This window comes from Streptomyces sp. NPDC048172 (assembly GCF_043202595.1).
GTDB lineage: Bacteria > Actinomycetota > Actinomycetes > Streptomycetales > Streptomycetaceae > Streptomyces.
Window position 1 is genome coordinate 1,677,156 of record NZ_JBIDAT010000001.1, and the last position, 18,199, is coordinate 1,695,354.

At 73.3% G+C, this 18,199-nt stretch carries 20 protein-coding genes; 15 read left to right on the forward strand and 5 right to left on the reverse strand.

Features of this window, described 5'->3' with window-relative positions; all coding sequences use genetic code 11:
• Positions 1-63: 63 nt before the first annotated feature.
• Genes ACGF3A_RS07745 through ACGF3A_RS07755 form a run of 3 tightly spaced genes read left to right on the forward strand, consistent with a single transcriptional unit; the run spans position 64 to position 3,047 of the window.
• The gene (locus ACGF3A_RS07745; protein WP_393726783.1) at positions 64-882 is read left to right on the forward strand and encodes a lysophospholipid acyltransferase family protein; all 819 of its coding nucleotides are present in this window, start codon (positions 64-66) and stop codon (positions 880-882) included.
• On the forward strand, positions 879-1,880 hold the full coding sequence (locus ACGF3A_RS07750; RefSeq protein WP_393726785.1) for an NAD(P)H-dependent glycerol-3-phosphate dehydrogenase: 1,002 nt from the start codon (positions 879-881) through the stop codon (positions 1,878-1,880). The genes ACGF3A_RS07745 and ACGF3A_RS07750 overlap by 4 nt, the downstream gene beginning before the upstream one ends.
• A 30-nt stretch (positions 1,881-1,910) precedes the next feature.
• On the forward strand, positions 1,911-3,047 hold the full coding sequence (locus ACGF3A_RS07755; protein WP_393726787.1) for a D-alanine--D-alanine ligase family protein: 1,137 nt from the start codon (positions 1,911-1,913) through the stop codon (positions 3,045-3,047).
• Between the two features lie 24 nt (positions 3,048-3,071).
• Here ACGF3A_RS07755 and ACGF3A_RS07760 read toward each other — a convergent pair whose 3' ends face one another.
• Together ACGF3A_RS07760 and ACGF3A_RS07765 are read right to left on the reverse strand one after the other, a co-directional pair.
• A complete protein-coding gene (locus ACGF3A_RS07760; RefSeq protein WP_393726789.1) occupies positions 3,072-3,578 on the reverse strand; it encodes a DUF3515 domain-containing protein in 507 nt (168 codons plus the stop codon).
• 20 nt (positions 3,579-3,598) lie between these two features.
• The gene (locus tag ACGF3A_RS07765) at positions 3,599-3,832 is read right to left on the reverse strand and encodes an Lrp/AsnC ligand binding domain-containing protein (protein WP_344534190.1); all 234 of its coding nucleotides are present in this window, start codon (positions 3,830-3,832) and stop codon (positions 3,599-3,601) included.
• A gap of 185 nt (positions 3,833-4,017) precedes the next feature.
• Here ACGF3A_RS07765 and ACGF3A_RS07770 point away from each other — a divergent pair, with 185 nt between their 5' ends.
• Both ACGF3A_RS07770 and thiD read left to right on the forward strand, forming a co-directional pair.
• A complete protein-coding gene (locus ACGF3A_RS07770; protein ID WP_393726791.1) occupies positions 4,018-5,076 on the forward strand; it encodes a thiamine-phosphate kinase in 1,059 nt (352 codons plus the stop codon).
• A gap of 28 nt (positions 5,077-5,104) precedes the next feature.
• On the forward strand, positions 5,105-5,941 hold the full coding sequence (gene thiD / locus ACGF3A_RS07775; protein WP_393726793.1) for a bifunctional hydroxymethylpyrimidine kinase/phosphomethylpyrimidine kinase: 837 nt from the start codon (positions 5,105-5,107) through the stop codon (positions 5,939-5,941).
• Positions 5,942-6,066: 125 nt separating this feature from the next.
• Here thiD and rpmB read toward each other — a convergent pair whose 3' ends face one another.
• Positions 6,067-6,252, reverse strand: coding sequence for a 50S ribosomal protein L28 (gene rpmB / locus ACGF3A_RS07780; protein WP_016470082.1), 186 nt, complete (start codon positions 6,250-6,252; stop codon positions 6,067-6,069).
• A 255-nt stretch (positions 6,253-6,507) separates the two neighbouring features.
• Between rpmB and ACGF3A_RS07785 the strand changes: the two genes are divergently transcribed.
• Positions 6,508-8,136 carry a DAK2 domain-containing protein gene (locus ACGF3A_RS07785; RefSeq protein ID WP_393726796.1) on the forward strand — a complete coding sequence of 543 codons (1,629 nt, stop codon included), beginning with the start codon at positions 6,508-6,510 and terminating at the stop codon, positions 8,134-8,136.
• 91 nt (positions 8,137-8,227) lie between these two features.
• Positions 8,228-10,474 (forward strand): ATP-dependent DNA helicase RecG, encoded by a 2,247-nt coding sequence (gene recG / locus ACGF3A_RS07790; RefSeq protein WP_393726798.1) that lies wholly within the window; start codon positions 8,228-8,230, stop codon positions 10,472-10,474.
• 21 nt (positions 10,475-10,495) lie between these two features.
• Here the strand turns inward: recG and ACGF3A_RS07795 are convergent, their stop codons facing one another.
• Positions 10,496-11,353, reverse strand: coding sequence for an isocitrate lyase/phosphoenolpyruvate mutase family protein (locus ACGF3A_RS07795; RefSeq protein ID WP_393726800.1), 858 nt, complete (start codon positions 11,351-11,353; stop codon positions 10,496-10,498).
• A 131-nt stretch (positions 11,354-11,484) separates the two neighbouring features.
• Here ACGF3A_RS07795 and rsmD point away from each other — a divergent pair, with 131 nt between their 5' ends.
• From rsmD to mutM, 7 genes are all read left to right on the forward strand, one after another.
• Positions 11,485-12,081 (forward strand): 16S rRNA (guanine(966)-N(2))-methyltransferase RsmD, encoded by a 597-nt coding sequence (gene rsmD, locus ACGF3A_RS07800; protein ID WP_393726802.1) that lies wholly within the window; start codon positions 11,485-11,487, stop codon positions 12,079-12,081.
• A 35-nt stretch (positions 12,082-12,116) separates the two neighbouring features.
• Positions 12,117-12,599 (forward strand): pantetheine-phosphate adenylyltransferase, encoded by a 483-nt coding sequence (coaD, locus tag ACGF3A_RS07805; RefSeq protein WP_393726804.1) that lies wholly within the window; start codon positions 12,117-12,119, stop codon positions 12,597-12,599.
• A 66-nt stretch (positions 12,600-12,665) separates the two neighbouring features.
• Positions 12,666-13,853 (forward strand): cell division initiation protein, encoded by a 1,188-nt coding sequence (locus ACGF3A_RS07810; RefSeq protein ID WP_393726806.1) that lies wholly within the window; start codon positions 12,666-12,668, stop codon positions 13,851-13,853.
• Positions 13,854-13,990: 137 nt separating this feature from the next.
• The gene (locus ACGF3A_RS07815; RefSeq protein WP_393726808.1) at positions 13,991-14,584 is read left to right on the forward strand and encodes a YceD family protein; all 594 of its coding nucleotides are present in this window, start codon (positions 13,991-13,993) and stop codon (positions 14,582-14,584) included.
• Between the two features lie 2 nt (positions 14,585-14,586).
• The gene (gene rpmF, locus ACGF3A_RS07820) at positions 14,587-14,760 is read left to right on the forward strand and encodes a 50S ribosomal protein L32 (RefSeq protein ID WP_274044114.1); all 174 of its coding nucleotides are present in this window, start codon (positions 14,587-14,589) and stop codon (positions 14,758-14,760) included.
• Positions 14,761-14,779: 19 nt separating this feature from the next.
• Positions 14,780-15,616, forward strand: a complete 837-nt coding sequence (gene rnc, locus ACGF3A_RS07825; protein WP_393726811.1) for a ribonuclease III — start codon at positions 14,780-14,782, stop codon at positions 15,614-15,616.
• Between the two features lie 96 nt (positions 15,617-15,712).
• The gene (gene mutM / locus ACGF3A_RS07830; protein ID WP_393726813.1) at positions 15,713-16,585 is read left to right on the forward strand and encodes a bifunctional DNA-formamidopyrimidine glycosylase/DNA-(apurinic or apyrimidinic site) lyase; all 873 of its coding nucleotides are present in this window, start codon (positions 15,713-15,715) and stop codon (positions 16,583-16,585) included.
• 25 nt (positions 16,586-16,610) lie between these two features.
• Here the strand turns inward: mutM and ACGF3A_RS07835 are convergent, their stop codons facing one another.
• Positions 16,611-17,645: a CAP domain-containing protein gene (locus ACGF3A_RS07835; RefSeq protein WP_393726815.1), complete on the reverse strand. Its 1,035-nt coding sequence runs from the start codon at positions 17,643-17,645 to the stop codon at positions 16,611-16,613.
• A gap of 233 nt (positions 17,646-17,878) precedes the next feature.
• On the opposite strand from ACGF3A_RS07835, the gene ACGF3A_RS07840 reads away from it, so the two are divergent.
• A complete protein-coding gene (locus ACGF3A_RS07840) occupies positions 17,879-18,142 on the forward strand; it encodes an acylphosphatase (RefSeq protein ID WP_393727218.1) in 264 nt (87 codons plus the stop codon).
• Positions 18,143-18,199: the final 57 nt, after the last annotated feature.

Below are 18,199 nucleotides of genomic sequence, written 5' to 3' on the forward strand. Positions count from 1 at the left end.
GAGCGGCGCCCTGCGGCGACACTTGTGCGGTTGTCCATAGCGCCAAAAGGAGATGGTGTCCGAGTGTCCCGCCATAAAGTCGGCTTCTGGTACCGCCTCGCAGCGGTATTGCTGAAACCGCCGCTCGTGGTGCTCTTCAAGCGGGACTGGCGGGGAATGGAACACATTCCCGCAGAGGGCGGCTTTATCACCGTCGTCAATCACAACTCCCATCTCGACCCGCTCTCCTACGCGCACTACCAGTTCAACACCGGACGTGTGCCGCGCTTCCTGGCGAAGAACGCGCTGTTCAAGGGCGGCGTCGTGGGGACCGTGATGCGCGGGACGGGCCAGATTCCCGTCTACCGCGAGTCCGCCGACGCCGTGGGAGCCTTCCGCGCCGCCGTCGACGCCATCGAGAAGGGCGAGTGCGTCGCCTTCTACCCCGAGGGCACCATCACCCGTGACCCCGAGATGTGGCCCATGGCGGGCGGCAAGTCGGGCGCTGCCCGCGTCGCGCTGCTGACGAAGGCCCCCGTCATCCCCGTCGCCCAGTGGGGAGCCAACCTCGCGGTCCCGCCGTACGCGAAGTTCAAGCAGCTCAGCTTCTTCCCCCGCAAGACCTTCACGGTGCAGGCCGGGCCGCCCATCGACCTGTCGGCGTACTACGACAAGGAGCCGACGACGGAGGTGCTGCGCGAGGTCACCGACGTCATGATGGACGCCGTCACCGCGCAGCTCGCCGGGATCCGCGGGGAGGAGGCGCCCGCTGAGCGGTTCGACCCCCGCAAGGCCGCGCGGAAGCGCGCGGAGAGCAGGCGTGCCGCCCGCGAGGGACAGCCCGAGGCTCAGCCCCCGGAGGGTCAGCACGAGGAAGAGAAGAAGGAAGAGAAGAACGCGTGACGAAAGCCGCCGTATTCGGCACCGGCTCCTGGGGCACGGCCTTCGCGATGGTGCTCGCCGACGCGGGCTGCGACGTCTCCCTGTGGGGGCGCCGCGCCGAGGTCGTGGACGCGGTCAACACCGAGCGCCGCAACCCGGACTACCACCCCGACACCGAACTCCCCGCGGCCGTGCACGCGACCACCGACCCGGCCGAGGCGGCCGACGGCGCGGAGTTCACCGTGCTCTCCGTCCCCTCCCAGACGCTCCGCGGCAACCTGGAGTCCTGGGCCCCGCTGCTGCACCCCGGCACCGTGCTGGTCTCCCTGATGAAGGGCGTCGAACTCGGCACCGCGAAGCGGATGAGCGAGGTCGCCGAGGAGGTCGCCGGGGTCCCCGCCGACCGGGTGGCCGTGCTGACCGGGCCCAACCTGGCCCGTGAGATCGCCCAGCGGCAGCCCGCCGCCGCCGTCGTCGCCTGCGCGGACGAGGACGCCGCGCGCCGCCTCCAGAGCGCCTGCCACACCCCGTACTTCCGGCCCTACACCAACACCGACGTCGTCGGCTGCGAGCTGGGCGGCGCCGTCAAGAACGTCATTGCGCTCGCCGTCGGCATCGCGGACGGCATGGGCCTCGGCGACAACGCGAAGGCCTCGCTCATCACCCGCGGGCTCGCCGAAACGACCCGGCTGGGCCTCGCGATGGGCGCCGACGCACCCACCTTCGCCGGGCTCGCGGGGATGGGCGACCTCGTCGCGACCTGCTCCTCGCCGCTCTCCCGGAACAACACGTTCGGCCAGAACCTGGGCCGCGGCATGACGCTCCAGGAGACGATCGCGGTCACCAGGCAGACCGCCGAGGGCGTCAAGTCCTGCGAGTCCGTGCTCGACCTCGCGCGGCGGCACGGCGTGGAGATGCCCATCACCGAGACCGTCGTCGGCATCGTCCACGACGGCAAGCCCCCGCTCGTCGCGCTCAAGGAACTCATGTCCCGCAGCGCCAAGCCCGAGCGCGCCTGAAGCCTCTCCTCCGGGTAAAGTCCCCACGATATGAGCAGCCACAGCCCCTCCCGTAAGCCCCGCGTCGCCGTCGTCTTCGGCGGACGCAGTTCCGAGCACGCGATCTCCGTCGTCACGGCCGGGGCCGTGCTCAGCGCCCTCGACCGCGACGCGTACGAGGTCATGCCGATCGGCATCACCTCCGAGGGCCGCTGGGCCCTGGCGGCCGACGACCCGGCCCGGATGGCGATCGAGGAGCGGAAGCTGCCCAGCGCCGACGAGCTGGCCGAGTCCGACACCGGCGCCGTGGTGCTCCCGCTGGGCCCCGACAGCCGCGAGGTCGTCCACACCGAACCCGGCGCCGTGCCCAAGGCCCTGGGCGAGGTCGACGTCGTCTTCCCCGTGCTGCACGGGCCCTACGGCGAGGACGGCACGCTCCAGGGGCTGCTCGACCTGGCCGGTGTGCCGTACGTGGGCTCGGGCGTGCTGGCCTCGGCGGTCGGCATGGACAAGGAGTACATGAAGCGGACCTTCACCTCCTTCGGGCTGCCCGTGGGCCCGTACGTGACGGTGCGTCCGCGGGAGTGGGCGGCCGATCCGGGCGCCGCCCGGCAGCGGATCGCGGACTTTGCTCAGGAGCACGGCTGGCCCGTCTTCGTGAAGCCGGCGCGCGCGGGCTCCTCGTTCGGCATCACCAAGGTGGACGGGCCCGACGCGCTGGACGAGGCCATCGCGGAGGCCCACCGCCACGACCCGAAGATCATCGTGGAGGCGCTGCTGCGCGGCCGGGAGATCGAGTGCGGGGTGCTGGAGTTCGAGGACGGGCCCCGTGCGAGCGTCCCCGCCGAGATCCCGCCGGTCAGCGCCCACGACTTCTACGACTTCGAGGCCAAGTACATCGACTCGGCCTCCGGCATCGTGCCCGCGCCGCTTAGCGAGGAGGAGACGGCCCGCGTCCGCGAGCTGGCCGTGGCCGCCTTCGAGGCGCTCTCCTGCGAGGGGCTCGCGCGCGCCGACTTCTTCCTGTGCGAGGACGGCCGGTTCGTCATCAACGAGGTCAACACGATGCCGGGCTTCACGCCCATCTCCATGTACCCGCGGATGTGGGAGGAGACCGGCGTCGGCTACCCCGAGCTGGTCGACCGCCTCGTCCAGTCGGCCCTGCGCCGCAGCACGGGCCTGCGCTGACGGATTCCGGGGCCGGGAGCGGGGCTAACCGGACTTCTTCGGTACCGCCTTCCGGACCCCGCGGGCGAGGTCCGTCAGCGCGCCGACCTCCGGCGCGTACGCGTCCGGGACCGTCAACTCCACGTGGGCGGCGCGGTCCGTGGTCGTGAACCGGTACCCCCCGTCCCGCTCCTCGATCAGCCAGGAAACCCCGTTCACCTCCGCCGCGTCGGAAGTGGGGTTGTACTCTTCACTGCCGGGCGTGAGCTTCTCCGGCCGGGCGACCCCGCACCGCAGCTCGATCGCGGGGTCCCCCCACGCGGCCGTGTAGGGGGACTCCGGATCGAGGGTCTCGCGCTCCTGCCCGTCCACGCGCTTCGGCAGTTCGTCATGGAGCGCCCGGCACGCCCTGGCCGCCTCCCCCGAGGGGCTGGGAACCGCCGGGCCCGCGCTGTCGTCGCTGAGTGAGCAGGCCGAAATGATCAACGGCAGCGTCACCGCCAGGACGGCGGCGGCGAGGGGAGCAGTGTCCCGGCGGTGCGAAGTGCTCACCGGGCGAGCATACGGGTGGCCTAGAGGTGGACTATGGGGCAGGTCAGGGTGCGGGTGATGCCGTCCACCTGCTGGACCCTGGCGACCACCATGCGGCCCAGATCGTCGACCGTGTCCGCCTGGGCGCGCACGATCACGTCGTACGGACCTGTGACGTCCTCGGCCTGGATCACACCGGGGATCTTGGAGACCACGTCGGCGACCGTCGATGCCTTGCCGACCTCTGTCTGGATCAAGATGTACGCCTGTACCACGGAACCTCCAGGGGGGCTACGAGGATCATGCGGGGCGAGAAAGAGACGCCACCGTACCGCGTCCCCTCACCCGCCGGGAGCCCCGCACCACCGTCGGTCACGGCGCGTTGACGGCGTCTTGAGCGGCGGTGCACACGGATGACGAGCGAAGTGACCGAACCAGAGATATGCAAAGGGGCACAGCAATGCGCGATCTGACCGGCGGCACCGCGCCAGGGTCCTCCGCCTCCGGACCCTCCGGCGCGGAGCCCTCCTACGGCTACGCCGGGGGCCGGACCCCGGGCACCGTGGGGGAGTTGGGGGAGTTCGGCCTCATCCGGGAGCTGACCTCCCGGCTGACCTCCACCCCCGCCGTACGGATCGGCCCCGGTGACGACGCGGCCGTCGTCGCGGCTCCCGACCGCCGGGTCGTCGCCAGCACGGACATTCTCGTCGAAGGACGTCATTTCCGCCGCGATTGGTCTACAGCGTACGACGTCGGGCGCAAGGCCGCAGCGCAGAACCTCGCCGACGTCGCCGCCATGGGCGCCGTGCCGACCGCGCTCCTCCTCGGTCTCGTCGTCCCCGCCGAACTCCCCGCCAACTGGCCCACGGAGCTGATGGACGGCATCCGCGACGAGGCGCAGGTGGCCGCCGCGGCCGTCGTCGGCGGCGACGTCGCGCGCGGCGACAGCATCACCGTCTCCATCACCGCGCTCGGCGACCTGCGCAACCGGGAGCCCGTGACCCGCGCCGGCGCACGCCCCGGCGACGTCGTCGCCGTCACCGGCTGGCTGGGCTGGTCCGCCGCCGGACACGCCGTGCTCTCCCGCGGGTTCCGCTCGCCCCGCGCCTTCGTCGAGGCCCACCGCCGCCCCGAACCGCCGTACCACGCGGGCCCCGCGGCGGCCGGGCTCGGCGCCACCGCGATGACCGACGTCAGCGACGGACTCGTCGCCGACCTCGGGCACATCGCCGAGTCCAGCAAGGTACGTATCGACATCCGCTCGGCCGCGCTCGACATCCCCGCGCAGATGTCGGACATCGGCACCGCCGTCGGCGTCGACCCGCTGCAGTGGGTGCTCACCGGGGGAGAGGACCACGCGATCGTGGCCACCTTCCCCTCCGACCAGAAGCTGCCCGCGCGCTGGCGCGTCATCGGCGAGGTCCGCTCCCCCTCCGCGCTCCCGCAGGTCACCGTCGACGGCGCGCCCTGGGACAAGGCGGGCGGCTGGGACCACTTCGGGGACCCGTCGGACGGCTGACCGGCACCTTCTGAGTACGGTCGTGGCCATGGACACACCGCGTCGCAGCGCTCCGCCCTCCCGCCTGCCCCTCGTCCTCACCGTCGCCGGATCCGACTCGGGCGGGGGAGCGGGCATCCAGGCCGACCTGAAGACGATGCTCGCGCTCGGCACCCACGGCATGAGCGTGGTCGCGGCCGTCACCGCGCAGAACTCCCTGGGCGTGCAGGGCTACTGGGAGCTGCCCGCCGAGGCCGTACGCGCCCAGTACCGCAGCGTCGTCGACGACATCGGTGTGCAGGCCGTCAAGACCGGGATGCTCGCCTCCGCGACGCTCGTCGAGACCGTCGCGGAACTCCTCGCCGGTACGGACGCGCCCGTCGTCGTCGACCCCGTCGGCGTCTCCAAGCACGGCGATTCCCTCCTCGCCGCCGAGGCCCTCGACTCGGTCCGCACCCGGCTGCTGCCGACGGCCACCGTCGTCACCCCGAACCTGGACGAGGTGGCGCAGCTCACGGGCGTACACGTGGAGGACGAGGACGGGATGCGGCGCGCGGCGGCGGCCGTGCTCGGGCACGGGCCGCGCTGGGCGCTGATCAAGGGCGGCCATCTGCACGGCTCCGCCGAGGCGGCCGACCTGCTCACCGACGGCGACGAGGAGCACTGGCTGCGCGCCCCCCGGCACGACAACCGCCACACCCACGGCACCGGCTGCACCCTCGCCAGCGCGCTCGCGTCGCAGCTCGCGAAGGGGCAGTCCGTACCGGAGGCGGCGCGGGCCGCGAAGGAGTACACCACGGGCGCCATAGCGGCGGGCTTCCCGCTCGGGGACGGCCTCGGGCCCGTCGATCACGGCTGGCGCTGGCGCCGGCGCTTCCGCGACTGAGCGCGCACGGACCCGGACGCGCTGTGCGCGCCCCCGGACGCACGAAAGACCGGCCCGTCGGAACGGGCCGGTCTTTCGTGTGTTCCAGCGACCGGCGAGATGGCCGCGCAGCGACGTCTAGGACGTCAGCGCGAGACCTTGCCGGCCTTGATGCACGAGGTGCAGGCGTTGAGGCGCTTCGGCGTCCCGCCGACCACGGCACGCACGCGCTGGATGTTCGGGTTCCAGCGACGGCGGGTGCGGCGGTGCGAGTGGGAGATGTTGTTGCCGAACTCCGGCCCCTTGCCGCAGACGTCGCAGTTCGCAGCCACGGGTCACTCCAAAGACTTCAGATACACGTACGGTGAATCCCGGCGACGCATGATCAGAACGACCGGCTTTGCCAGGGAGAGTGCCGGACCGGGAACGTCCACAGGACCATCCAGATCAGGCAACCGGAGCAGCATACAACGGCGCCCTTCGAACAGGGAAACCCGGACCCCCGCACCCGCCCCCGACCTGGGCCCGAGCCCTTCCCGGGACTAGCCTGCGGACACCACCCCCCGAGCCGCCGAGGAGCCCCGCCCATGCCGTACGCGCTCGATCCCGCAGCGGTACGGAGCTGGTGCGCCCTCGGCCGCGAGGCGCTCGGCGCCGCCTGCGCCGGGATCGACGCGATCAACGTCTTCCCCGTCGCGGACGGTGACACCGGCACCAACCTGTGCCTCACGTTCGAGGCGGCGGCCCGCGCTGCCGAGGCGGACGGGGAAGAGCCGACGGCGACCGCCGAGGACCTGCTGCGCGCCATGGCGCACGCCGCGCTGCTGGACGCGCGCGGCAACTCGGGGACCATTCTCGCCCAGTACCTGCGCGGCCTCGGAGCGCCCGGCGCCCCGTCGCTGGCCCACGCCCTGCGGCGCGCGGCGGACAGCGCGTACGAGGCGGTCGCGCACCCCGTCGAGGGCACGATGCTGACGGTCGCCGCGGCGGCGGCCGACGGCGCCGCGGAGGCCGGGGACGGCATCGCGGCCGGGGACGGCGGCGCGCGTGGCCAGGCCGCCGCCGCCGAGCGGGCCGCCCGCGCCGCGCTGGAGGCCACCACCGGACAGCTCGCCGTCCTCGGCGAGGCGGGCGTGGTCGACGCGGGCGCCGCGGGCCTCGTCACCCTCCTGTCGGCACTCTCCACCGCGCTGGGCAACGCCGCCGCTGAGCCCGCCGCCGAGCCCGTCGCCGAGCCCGTCACGGAGCCTGCCGACGCTCCGTGCGCGGCCCCCCTGGCCGGTGGATCCGGGGCCGCCGCCTCCGTCTTCGAGGTGATGTATCTCCTGGAGACGGACGGCCGCGCGGACCTCCACGGACTCCGCGCCGCCCTCGACGCCCTCGGCGACTCGCTCGTCATCGGCGGCGGCGAGGACCTGTGGAGCGTCCACGTGCACACGCCCGACGCGGGCGCCGCCGTCGAGGCCGGGATCGCCGCGGGACGCCCGTACCGCATCCGCGTCACGCACCTCGCCGCCGCCGGGGACGGCGCCGCCCCCGGCGCACCGGCCGGGCCGGAGCGCGGCCGCGCCGTCGTCGCCGTCGTGCCCGGCGACGGACTCGCCGGGCTCTGCGAGGAGGCGGGCGCCACCGTCGTGCCCTCCGCCGACGCCGCGCGCGGCGAGACGCTGCTCGCCGCCATCCGCGCGACGGGCGCGGGCGAGGTGCTCGTCCTGCCCAACGGCACCGAGTTCCACCCCTCCGCGGCCCGCGCCGTCGAGGAGGCGCGCGCCGAGGGCGTACGCGCCGCCGTCATCCCCACCCGCGCCGCCGTCCAGGGCCTCGCCGCGCTGGCCGTGCACGCGCCCGAGCGCCGCTTCGACGAGGACGTGGTCACCATGACGTCCGCCGCCGGAGCCACCCGCTACGGCGAAGTGACCCTCGCCGAACGCCAGTCCTGGACGATGGCGGGCATCTGCCAGGCCGGTGACGTGCTCGGACTCGTCGACGGCGACGTCGCCGTGATCGGCGCCGACATCGGCCAGATCGCCATGGACGTCCTCGCGCGGATGCTCGCCGGAGGCGGCGAGATGGTCACCCTCGTCCTCGGCGAGGAGGCGCCCGAGGGGCTCGCCGGGCTGCTGGAGGAGTACGTGCGCCGCGCCCACCTCGCCGTCGACACCGTGGTCTACGAGGGGCGGCGGCAGGCCTCCCCGCTGCTCGTCGGCGTCGAATAGGCCGGACGGCGTGCCGGGGAACCGCCGCCGGACCTCCGGTGTCACGGCCGTTGTCACACCCGTTGTCACACGCGTCCGGCAGGATGGCCCTGTGTCCGCTCATGCCGAAACCCACCCCGAACCCCTCCAGGAGCCGCTGAAGAAGCTCCTCGGTGGCACCACAGCGAAGGTCATGGCCGACCAGCTCGGCCTGCGCACCGTCGGCGATCTGCTGCACCACTATCCGCGGCGGTATGCCGAGCGGGGCGAGATGACCAAGCTGTCCGAACTCCCGCTGGAGGAGCACGTCACGGTCGTCGCGCAGGTCGCCGACGCCCGCGTGCACAAGTTCAACCACGGCAGGGGCCAGCGCCTGGAGGTCACCCTCACCGACGGCAGCGGCAGGCTCCAGCTCGTCTTCTTCGGCAAGGCCGTCTGGGGCGCGCAGCAGAAGCTGCTGCCGGGCAGGCGCGGCATGTTCGCGGGCAAGGTCGGCGTCTTCAACCGCAAGCTCCAGCTCGCCCACCCCGACTACATGCTGCTGGACGAGGACACCGACAGCGAGGACCTGGCCCGCTTCCAGCTCCTGCCGCTCTATCCGGCCTGCGCGAAGCTCCAGTCCTGGAAGATCGCCCAGGCCGTGCAGATGGTGCTGAGCACCCTGGAGGCCACCGGCTGGCGCGGCCTGATCGACCCGCTGCCCGAGCCGGTCCGCACGGAGAGAGGGCTGATCACCCTCCCCGAGGCCCTCCTCAAGGTCCACAAGCCGCGCACCAAGGCGGACATCGAGGACGCCCGCCAGCGGCTCAAGTGGGACGAGGCGTTCGTCCTCCAGGTCGCGCTGGCCCGCCGCCGCGCCGCGGAGTCCGCGCTGCCCGCCGCGCCCCGCAAGCCCGTCGAGGGCGGGCTGCTCGATGCGTTCGACGCGAAGCTGCCGTTCACCCTCACCGAGGGCCAGCGCCAGGTCAGCCAGGAGATCTTCGCCGACCTCGCCACCGAACACCCCATGCACCGCCTCCTCCAGGGCGAGGTGGGCAGCGGCAAGACCATGGTCGCGCTGCGGGCCATGCTCGCCACCGTCGACGCGGGCGGGCAGGCCGCGATGCTGGCGCCCACCGAGGTGCTGGCCCAGCAGCACCACCGTTCCATCACCGAGATGATGGGCGAGCTCGCCGAGGGCGGCATGCTCGGCGGCGCCGAGCAGGGCACCAAGGTCGTGCTGCTCACCGGCTCCATGGGCGCCGCCGCCCGCCGCCAGGCCCTGCTCGACCTGGTGACGGGCGAGGCCGGGATCGTCATCGGGACGCACGCGCTGATCGAGGACAAGGTCCAGTTCCACGACCTGGGCCTGGTCGTCGTGGACGAGCAGCACCGCTTCGGCGTCGAGCAGCGCGACGCGCTCCGCTCCAAGGGCAAGCAGCCCCCGCACCTGCTGGTCATGACCGCGACGCCGATTCCGCGCACGGTCGCCATGACCGTCTTCGGGGACCTGGAGACCTCCGTCCTCGACCAGCTCCCGGCCGGGCGCTCCCCGATCTCCACCCACGTCGTCCCCGCCAAGGACAAGCCGCACTTCCTCGCGCGCACGTGGGAGCGGCTGCGCGAGGAGGCCGAGGGCGGCCACCAGGCGTACGTCGTGTGTCCGCGCATCGGGGACGAGGAGGGGCCCGCGAGCGCCAAGAAGTCCGGGAGTTCCGGGGAGTCGGCGGACTCCCCGGAGTCCCCGGAGGACGAGGAGGAGAAGCGCCCCCCGCTCGCCGTGCTGGACATCGCCGGGCAGCTCACCTCCGGGCCCCTGTCCGGGCTGCGCGTCGAGCCCCTGCACGGGCGGATGCAGCCCGAGGCCAAGGACGAGGTGATGCGCGCCTTCGCCGCCGGTGACGTGGACGTCCTCGTGGCCACGACGGTCATCGAGGTCGGGGTGAACGTGCCGAACGCGACCGGCATGGTGATCATGGACGCCGACCGCTTCGGCGTCTCCCAGCTCCACCAGCTCCGCGGCCGCGTCGGCCGCGGCTCGGCCGCCGGGCTCTGCCTGCTGGTCACCGAGATGCCGGAGGCGAGCCCCGCGCGCTCCCGCCTGGAGGCCGTGGCCGGGACGCTCGACGGGTTCGAGCTGTCCCGGATCGACCTGGAGCAGCGCCGCGAGGGCGATGTCCTGGGCCAGGCCCAGTCCGGAGTGCGCTCCTCGCTGCGGATGCTCGCCGTCATCGAGGACGAGGACGTGATCGCCGAGGCCCGCGACGAGGCCACGGCGCTGGTCGCCGCCGACCCCGAGCTGACCGGCCACCCCGAGCTGCGCACCGCGCTGGACGCGCTGCTGGACGAGGAGCGCGAGGAGTACCTCGACAAGGGCTGAGCGGCGCGCGGCCCCGGCGCCTCAGTCCGCGGGGCCGGCGGGGCCCGTGGCGAAGAGCCCGTTCAACTCGCCGTACTCCAGGCCCCCTTCGCACTCCCCGTACGTCCCCTTGTCCAGCACCTCCGCCGCCGCGCGCCGTACCGTGCCGTACGCCGCCTGCGCGAGCGCCGTCCCCGTCGACACCCGGCGTACGCCCGCGGCGCGCAGCGCGGCGACGTCCGGACCGCCCGGCACCGCCATCGCGTTCACCGGAAGCGGCCCCTCCGCGGCGAGCGCGGAGAGCGCCTCCAGGTCCAGCAGCCCGGGGACGAACAGGCAGTCGGCGCCCGCCTCCGCATAGGCCGCGGCCCGCTCCCGTACGGCGTCGAGGCGGCTCTCCGGCTCCCCGATCCCGAAGAGCACGACGTCCGTACGGGCGTTGACCACCAGGTCCGGAACCCCCGCCTCCACCGCGGCCGTACGCGCGGCGCGCAGCCGTTCCGCCTGCTCGGCGGGGGTGAACAGCGGGCCGCCCGGCGCCCGGGAGTCCTCCAGGTTGATCCCGGCCGCGCCCGCGCCCGCCACCGCCGCGACCGTCGCGGCCACGTCCTCCGGCGCGGGCCCATACCCGCCCTCGACGTCGGCCGTCACCGGCACGTCCACGGCGGCGGCGATACGCGCGACGGCCGCCGCCGCCTCCTCGCGGGTCAGCGCCTGCCCGTCGGCGCGGCCCAGCGACCAGGCGACGCCGCCGCTGGTCGTGGCGACGGCCCGCGCGCCGGACGCGGCGACGAGCGCGGCGCTCGCCGCGTCCCAGACGTTCGGCAGCACGAGCGTGCCCTCCTCGTGCAGGGCGCGCAGCGCGCGGCAGCGGTCGTTGAGCGGCGGCACAGGGGTCATGGGATCCTCGATTCCTGGACGGACGTCCGTGGGACAGGACGTGAGTATGGGCACCCGGAAGAGCCCGGCGCTCGCGGAAATCGGACGCCAACACCCCTTGTCGTCACACCTGTACCGGAGGACCCCACCCCATGACCCGCGTGATCGCCGGAGCCGCAGGCGGGCGACGCCTCGCCGTCCCGCCGGGCAACGGCACCCGCCCCACCTCCGACCGCGCCCGCGAGGGGCTCTTCTCCAGCTGGGAGTCCCAGCTCGGCGGCGCCCACGGCTGGCAGGGGCTGCGGGTGATGGACCTGTACGCGGGCTCGGGCTCGGTCGGCCTGGAGGCCCTCTCGCGCGGCGCCGCGCACGTCCTGCTCGCCGACGCCGAGCCGCGCGCCGTCCGCACGCTCAAGGAGAACGTCCGCGCCCTCGGCCTCCCCGGCGCCGAGGTCCGCGCGGGCAGGGCCGAGCAGATCGTCGCGGGCGAACCGCCCGCCGAGCCGTACGGTCTGGTGTTCCTCGACCCGCCCTATGCCGTCCTGGACGACGATCTCCGGGAGATCCTGCTCACACTCCGCGCGCGGGGCTGGCTCACCGATGACGCGCTCGCCACCGTTGAGCGCAGGACCAGGGGCGGCGATTTCCGCTGGCCGGAGGGTTTCGAGGGGCTGAGGTCCCGTCGCTACGGCGAGGGAACGCTTTGGTACGGTCGCGCCGCCGAACGAGAAGATCCCCAACCGTCATGACGATCGTGACGCCTCTGGAGAGCGAGGAAACGCCAGTGCGACGTGCAGTCTGTCCCGGGTCCTTCGATCCGATCACGAACGGACACCTCGACATCATCGCCCGCGCCTCCAAGCTGTACGACGTCGTCTACGTCGCCGTCATGATCAACAAGTCGAAGCGCGGGCTCTTCACCGTCGAGGAGCGCATCGACCTCATCCACGAGGTCACCGAGAGCTTCGGCAACGTCCAGGTCGAGGCCTTCCACGGCCTTCTCGTCGACTTCTGCAAGGAGCGCGAGATCCCCGCCATCGTCAAGGGGCTGCGCGCGGTCAGCGACTTCGACTACGAGCTGCAGATGGCCCAGATGAACAACGGGCTCTCCGGCGTCGAGACCCTCTTCGTCCCGACCAACCCGACCTACAGCTTCCTCTCCTCCAGCCTCGTCAAGGAGGTCGCCACCTGGGGCGGCGACGTCTCCCACCTCGTCCCCGAGGCCGTGCACACCGCGCTGGCCGGACGGCTGACGAAGCCGGAGTAGCCCGCGGGCGCCCTCCTTCCGGGTTCCGCTCACGGGCCCGCGCCCCCGGGCCGTACAGTCACCCCCGTGGACGTACAGCAGAAACTCGACGAGATCGTGGCGACGGTCGACGGTGCGCGCTCGATGCCCATGTCCGCCTCCTGCGTGGTGAACAGGGCCGAACTGCTCGCCATGCTCGACGAGGTGCGCGGCGCCCTGCCCGGCTCGCTCGCCCAGGCCCGCGAGGTCCTCGGCGACCGCGACCAGGTCGTGGCCGAGGCCCGCCAGGAGGCCCAGCGCATCATCGACTCGGCCCAGGCGGAGCGCGGCTCCCTGGTCTCCGGCACCGAGGTGGCGCGCCGGGCGCAGGACGAGGCCGACCGCATCCTCGCCGAGGCCCGCCAGGAGGCCGCCGAGATCCGCGAGCAGGCCGACGACTACGTCGACAGCAAGCTCGCCAACTTCGAGGTCGTGCTCAGCAAGACCATCGGCTCGGTCGACCGCGGCCGCGAGAAGCTGCTGGGCAGCGGCCCGGGCGCGGAGCACTGGCACGAGGAGTACGCGCAGGACGCCCCCGAGCGCACGGCCGACCCCCGCGAGCTCCAGCAGCGCGCGGACGCGTACGTCGACGCCCGGCTCGGCTCCGTCTCGGCGGTGCTCGCCAAGACGCTGGAGGCCGTCGGCCGGGGCCGCCTGAAGCTGCGCGGCCACGAGCCCTCGGACGAGCTGGCGGCCCACATGGCGGCCCAGGACGGCACGGACCCCTACGCGGGCCACACCAGCGACGCGGACTTCCTCGCGGACCTGGCCGACCCGGGCACGGCCCAGCCGCAGCCCCAGCAGCAGGCCCAGCCCCAACCGCAGCAGCAGCCGCAGTACCAGCCTCAGCACCAGCAGGCGCAGCCGCCCCAGCAGCCTCAGCCGCACGCCGCCCCCGTCGCGCCCCCGCAGCCCCAGGCCCCGCCGCCGCCCCCGCAGCAGCAGCCCATGGCCGACCCGTACTACGCGCAGCAGCCCGCGGCGGCGGCCGATCCGTACAGCTACTCGCAGCACGACGGCTACTACGGACAGCAGCCGGACGCGGCGTACTACCAGCAGCAGCCGCAGCAGCAGCCGTACTACGGCCAGCAGCACCAGCAGCAGTACCCGCACCAGCAGCCCGCCCCGCAGGCCCCGCAGGCGCCGCAGCTGGACGAGACGAGCCTGTTCGACACGAGCATGATCGACCTCGATCAGGTCCGGGAGTTCGAACGCCGCCACGACCAGGGTCACTGAGGCGCCATGGCCCGGATTGGGCCATGGCGGGTGCGTCCAGTATTCTGTCTCTTCGGTCGCGAGTACGTCCGTGACCAAGCCCCACCCGTAGAAAGCAGGAAGCTCTGAACGCCCCCCTCGACCACCGCGCCCCTCTCGTGTTCGACACGCGTGAGCTGGGGCGGCGTCCTGGCGCGATGAAGCGGCTCTCCCGCGAGGTGGAGTCCCCAGGGAATCTCGGCATCGAGTTCATCGGGGTTCCGGACGGGGCGACGATCGAGCTGGACCTCCGCCTCGAATCGGTCATGGAAGGGGTGCTTGTCACAGGCACCGCCCGTGCGCCGCTGGAGGGGGAGTGCGTAAAGTGTCTGGAGCCGCTGCGGCAGGTAGCCGAGGCGGACTTCCAGGAGATGTTCTCCTACCCCGACGCCGACGACCGGAGCCGCCCCAAGGCGGAGACCGGCGACGACGCCGAGGAGGAGGACACGCTCTTCCTAGAGGGCGACCTGTTCGACCTCGAACCCGTGCTGCGGGACGCGGTGGTGCTCGCACTGCCGCTGCAGCCGGTGTGCCGGGAGGACTGCCCCGGCCTGTGCCCCGAGTGCGGGGCACGGCTGGCGGACGACCCCGACCATGGGCACGAAGACGCCGTCGACATCCGTTGGGCGGCACTGCAGGGACTCGCCGAGACCATCGAGGACGGCGAGAAGGACAAGCCCCGCTCCGGCGGGGACGACTCACAGGAGAAGTAGCCGTGGCTGTTCCGAAGCGGAAGATGTCGCGCAGCAACACGCGCCACCGCCGGTCGCAGTGGAAGGCTGCGGTCCCGACCCTGGTGACGTGCGAGCGCTGCCGCGAGCCGAAGCAGCAGCACATCGCGTGCCCGAGCTGTGGCACCTACAACAAGCGTCAGGTCCTCGAGGTCTGATCGGCGGGTGACAGGCTTCATGTCAGACGCCAGCACTCCGGAGACTCCCTCGCGCAAGCGCGGCAGCGAGAATCCGGACCTGGTGGATGCGGCCTCGTCCCACACGCTCCTGGAAGGGCGGCTCGGGTATCACCTTGAGTCCGCCCTTCTGGTGCGTGCGCTGACGCACCGCTCGTACGCGTACGAGAACGGCGGGCTGCCCACCAACGAACGACTCGAATTCCTCGGCGACTCCGTCCTCGGCCTCGTCGTCACGGACACGCTCTACCGGATGCACCCGGACCTCCCCGAGGGCCAGCTCGCGAAGCTGCGCGCCGCGGTGGTCAACTCCCGGGCGCTCGCGGGCGTCGCGCGCGGCCTCGACCTGGGGGCCTTCATCCGCCTCGGCAGGGGCGAGGAGGGCACCGGCGGACGCGACAAGGCGTCGATCCTCGCGGACACGCTGGAGGCCGTCATCGGCGCGGTCTACCTCGACCAGGGCCTCGGCGCGGCCTCCGAGCTGGTGCACCGCCTCTTCGACCCGCTCATCGAGCGCTCCTCCAACCTCGGCGCGGGCCTCGACTGGAAGACCAGTCTCCAGGAGCTGACCGCGGCGGAGTCCCTGGGCGTCCCGGAGTACCTGGTCACGGAGACCGGCCCGGACCACGAGAAGACCTTCACGGCTGCTGCCCGCGTCGGTGGTGTCGCGTACGGCACCGGCACAGGTCGCAGCAAGAAGGAGGCCGAGCAGCAGGCGGCGGAGGCCGCCTGGCGCGAGATCTCCGCCCGGAGCGAGACGGCGGACAAGGACGCCGCCTCCGGCTCCGGCTCCGGCTCCGGGGGCGAGCCCTCGACGGAGTCGCCCGCCCCGCGCTGACGGAACGCGCACCGCCCGCCCGGGTACGCCCCGGGCGGGCACGCCTGTCCGCACGCTCTCCCCCCCCCGCCCGTACCGCCCCTCCGGAGGAGCCCCATGCCCGAGCTGCCCGAGGTCGAGGTCGTACGGCGGGGCCTGGAGCGGTGGGCCAGCGGGCGGACCGTCGCGGCGGCCGAGGTGCTGCACCCGCGGGCCGTCCGGCGGCACACCGCGGGTCCCGCGGACTTCGCGGCGCGGCTGGCCGGCCGGCGCATCGGCCCGGCACGGCGGCGCGGCAAGTACCTCTGGCTGCCCTTCGGCGACGACGGCTTCTCCGTCCTCGCGCACCTCGGGATGAGCGGCCAGCTCCTCATCCAGCCCCCGGGCACCCCCGACGAGAAGCATCTGCGGATCCGGATCGCCTTCGAGGACACGGAGGGCGGCGAACTGCGCTTCGTCGACCAGCGCACCTTCGGCGGACTCTCGCTGCACCCCGGCGAGGACGACGCCGACGGCCTGCCGGACGTCATCGCGCACATCGCCCCCGACCCGCTCGACCCCGCGTTCGACGAGGCGGCGTTCCACGCGGCCCTGCGCTGCCGCCGTACGACCGTGAAGCGGGCGCTCCTCGACCAGTCGCTGATCAGCGGCGTCGGGAACATCTACGCGGACGAGGCCCTGTGGCGCTCCCGGCTGCACTACGAGCGGCCCACCGCCACCCTCACCCGCAAGCAGACCGCCGAACTGGTCTCCCATGTGCGGGACGTGATGAACGCGGCCCTCGCGGCGGGCGGCACCAGCTTCGACAGCCTCTACGTGAACGTCAACGGCGAGTCCGGCTACTTCGAGCGCTCCCTCGACGCCTACGGGCGCGAGGACGAGCCCTGCCGCCGGTGCGGCACCCCGATGCGCCGCCGGGCGTGGATGAACCGCTCCAGCTACTTCTGCCCGCGCTGCCAGCGCGCGCCCCGGCCCGCGGTCGCCCGCTAGAGCGCCGGCGCCAGCGCCAGCAGCGTTAGAAGCCGAAGTCCTGGGTCCACCAGGGGCCGCCCTCGGCGAAGTGCGCGCCGACGCCCAGGGTGCGGTAGTCGCAGTTGACGATGTTGGCCTTGTGGCCGGGGCTCTGCATCCAGGAGTCCATGACGGACTGCGCGTTGGCCTGGCCGCGGGCTATGTTCTCGCCGCCCAGGCCGCTGATGCCGCGGCTCTCCGCGCGGTCCCACGGGGTCTTGCCGTCGGGGGTGTTGTGGTCGAAGAAGCCGCGCCGTGCCATGTCCTCGCTGAAGTCCCCGGCGAGGTCCGCGAGTTCCGGGTCGGCCTTGACGGGGCGGCAGCCCGCCTTGGCGCGCTCCTGGTTGACGAGGGCGAGCACCTCGCGCTCGGCGGCCGTCTCCGGGTCCGGCGTGGTGGAGGCCGTCGCGCCGCCCCCGCTGCCGCTGCCGTTCCCGCCGCCGCTCCCTGAGCCGGAGCCGGAGCCCGGACCGGAGCCTGAGCCGCCGCTCTCCTTGCCGGAGGGGCTGCCGGGGCGCTCCGTACGGTCGGGGGTGCCGGTGGACGGGCGTTCGGTCTCGCGCGGCTTCTCCGCCTCGCCGCCGCCCCGGGAGGGGGTGGCGGAGGGCTCGGCCGGCTTCTGGGAGCGCTCGGGCCGCTCGTGGCGCTGGGAGGGGATGCTCGTGGGACCGTCGTCGCGGTGGTCGCCGCGGCTCGCCGACTCCTCGTCCGAGGCGCGCTCGGAGGCGGGGGCCGAGGGCAGGTCCGGCGACTCGACCTCGGTGGGCCCGTCCGCCTGCACCCGGTCGCCGCGCGGGCCGCCGAGCCCGCCGGGCCCGGGTATGAGGCCGGAGGCCACGGCCACCGCGCCCATCGCCATCGCCGCCGAGGCGCCGAGCAGACCCGTCCGTACGGGCGCCGCCCCCCGCTTGCGGTGCTCCCCCCGGTGCCGCGGGCCGACCTCCGTGGGAGCGGGCTCGGCGTGGGCCGCGTGTGCGGCGTGGCCGGGGTGGACGGGGGAGGGGGCGGGAGCCGAAGGCGTACGTCGGTGGCGGCCCATCTCTGCAGTCCTCACATTGCTCGGTGGTCACTGCGGTCACCGCGCCTTCACCCTTACGTGTGAGGCGGGTTGACGGGCAATGTACGGCATCACGGCCGGGGCGGATGTGCTGCCCGCAGAAATGTCCGGATAGCGTGCACCCCATGACCCCGAGCACGCAGCGCAGCGACGAGACCCCGGATCCGGCCCCCGACGCCTCCCCGGGCGGGGGCGGCCCCGACGACGCCGCGCGGCTGACGGCGTGGGTGCGGGGCGAGGTCCAGGGCGTCGGGTTCCGCTGGTTCACGCGCGCCGCGGCGCTCCGCATCGGCGGGCTCGTCGGTTTCGCGCTGAATCTCGGTGACGGGAGGGTCCAGGTGGTGGCCGAGGGGCGCAAGGGGCACTGCGAGCAGCTGCTGGAGTGGCTCTGCGGCGACGACACCCCTGGCAGGGTCGAGGGTGTGACCGAGATCTGGGACGCCCCGCGCGGTGGTTACCGAGGGTTCGCGATCCGGTGATCCAAAACGGTTGCCAATCGCCATCCGCCGTGCAAAGCTGCGGCCACAAGTGAGCCA

What these genes read in the sequence shown, in the direction of transcription:
- ACGF3A_RS07755 (WP_393726787.1), top strand. Translation starts at nt 1,911, where the DNA reads ATGAGCAGCCACAGCCCCTCCCGTAAGCCCCGCGTCGCCGTCGTCTTC.
- ACGF3A_RS07770 (WP_393726791.1), top strand. Translation starts at nt 4,018, where the DNA reads ATGCGCGATCTGACCGGCGGCACCGCGCCAGGGTCCTCCGCCTCCGGA.
- thiD (WP_393726793.1), top strand. Translation starts at nt 5,105, where the DNA reads ATGGACACACCGCGTCGCAGCGCTCCGCCCTCCCGCCTGCCCCTCGTC.
- ACGF3A_RS07785 (WP_393726796.1), top strand. Translation starts at nt 6,508, where the DNA reads ATGCCGTACGCGCTCGATCCCGCAGCGGTACGGAGCTGGTGCGCCCTC.
- ACGF3A_RS07795 (WP_393726800.1), bottom strand. Translation starts at nt 11,353, where the DNA reads ATGACCCCTGTGCCGCCGCTCAACGACCGCTGCCGCGCGCTGCGCGCC.
- rsmD (WP_393726802.1), top strand. Translation starts at nt 11,485, where the DNA reads ATGACCCGCGTGATCGCCGGAGCCGCAGGCGGGCGACGCCTCGCCGTC.
- rnc (WP_393726811.1), top strand. Translation starts at nt 14,780, where the DNA reads ATGTCAGACGCCAGCACTCCGGAGACTCCCTCGCGCAAGCGCGGCAGC.
- mutM (WP_393726813.1), top strand. Translation starts at nt 15,713, where the DNA reads ATGCCCGAGCTGCCCGAGGTCGAGGTCGTACGGCGGGGCCTGGAGCGG.
- ACGF3A_RS07835 (WP_393726815.1), bottom strand. Translation starts at nt 17,645, where the DNA reads ATGGGCCGCCACCGACGTACGCCTTCGGCTCCCGCCCCCTCCCCCGTC.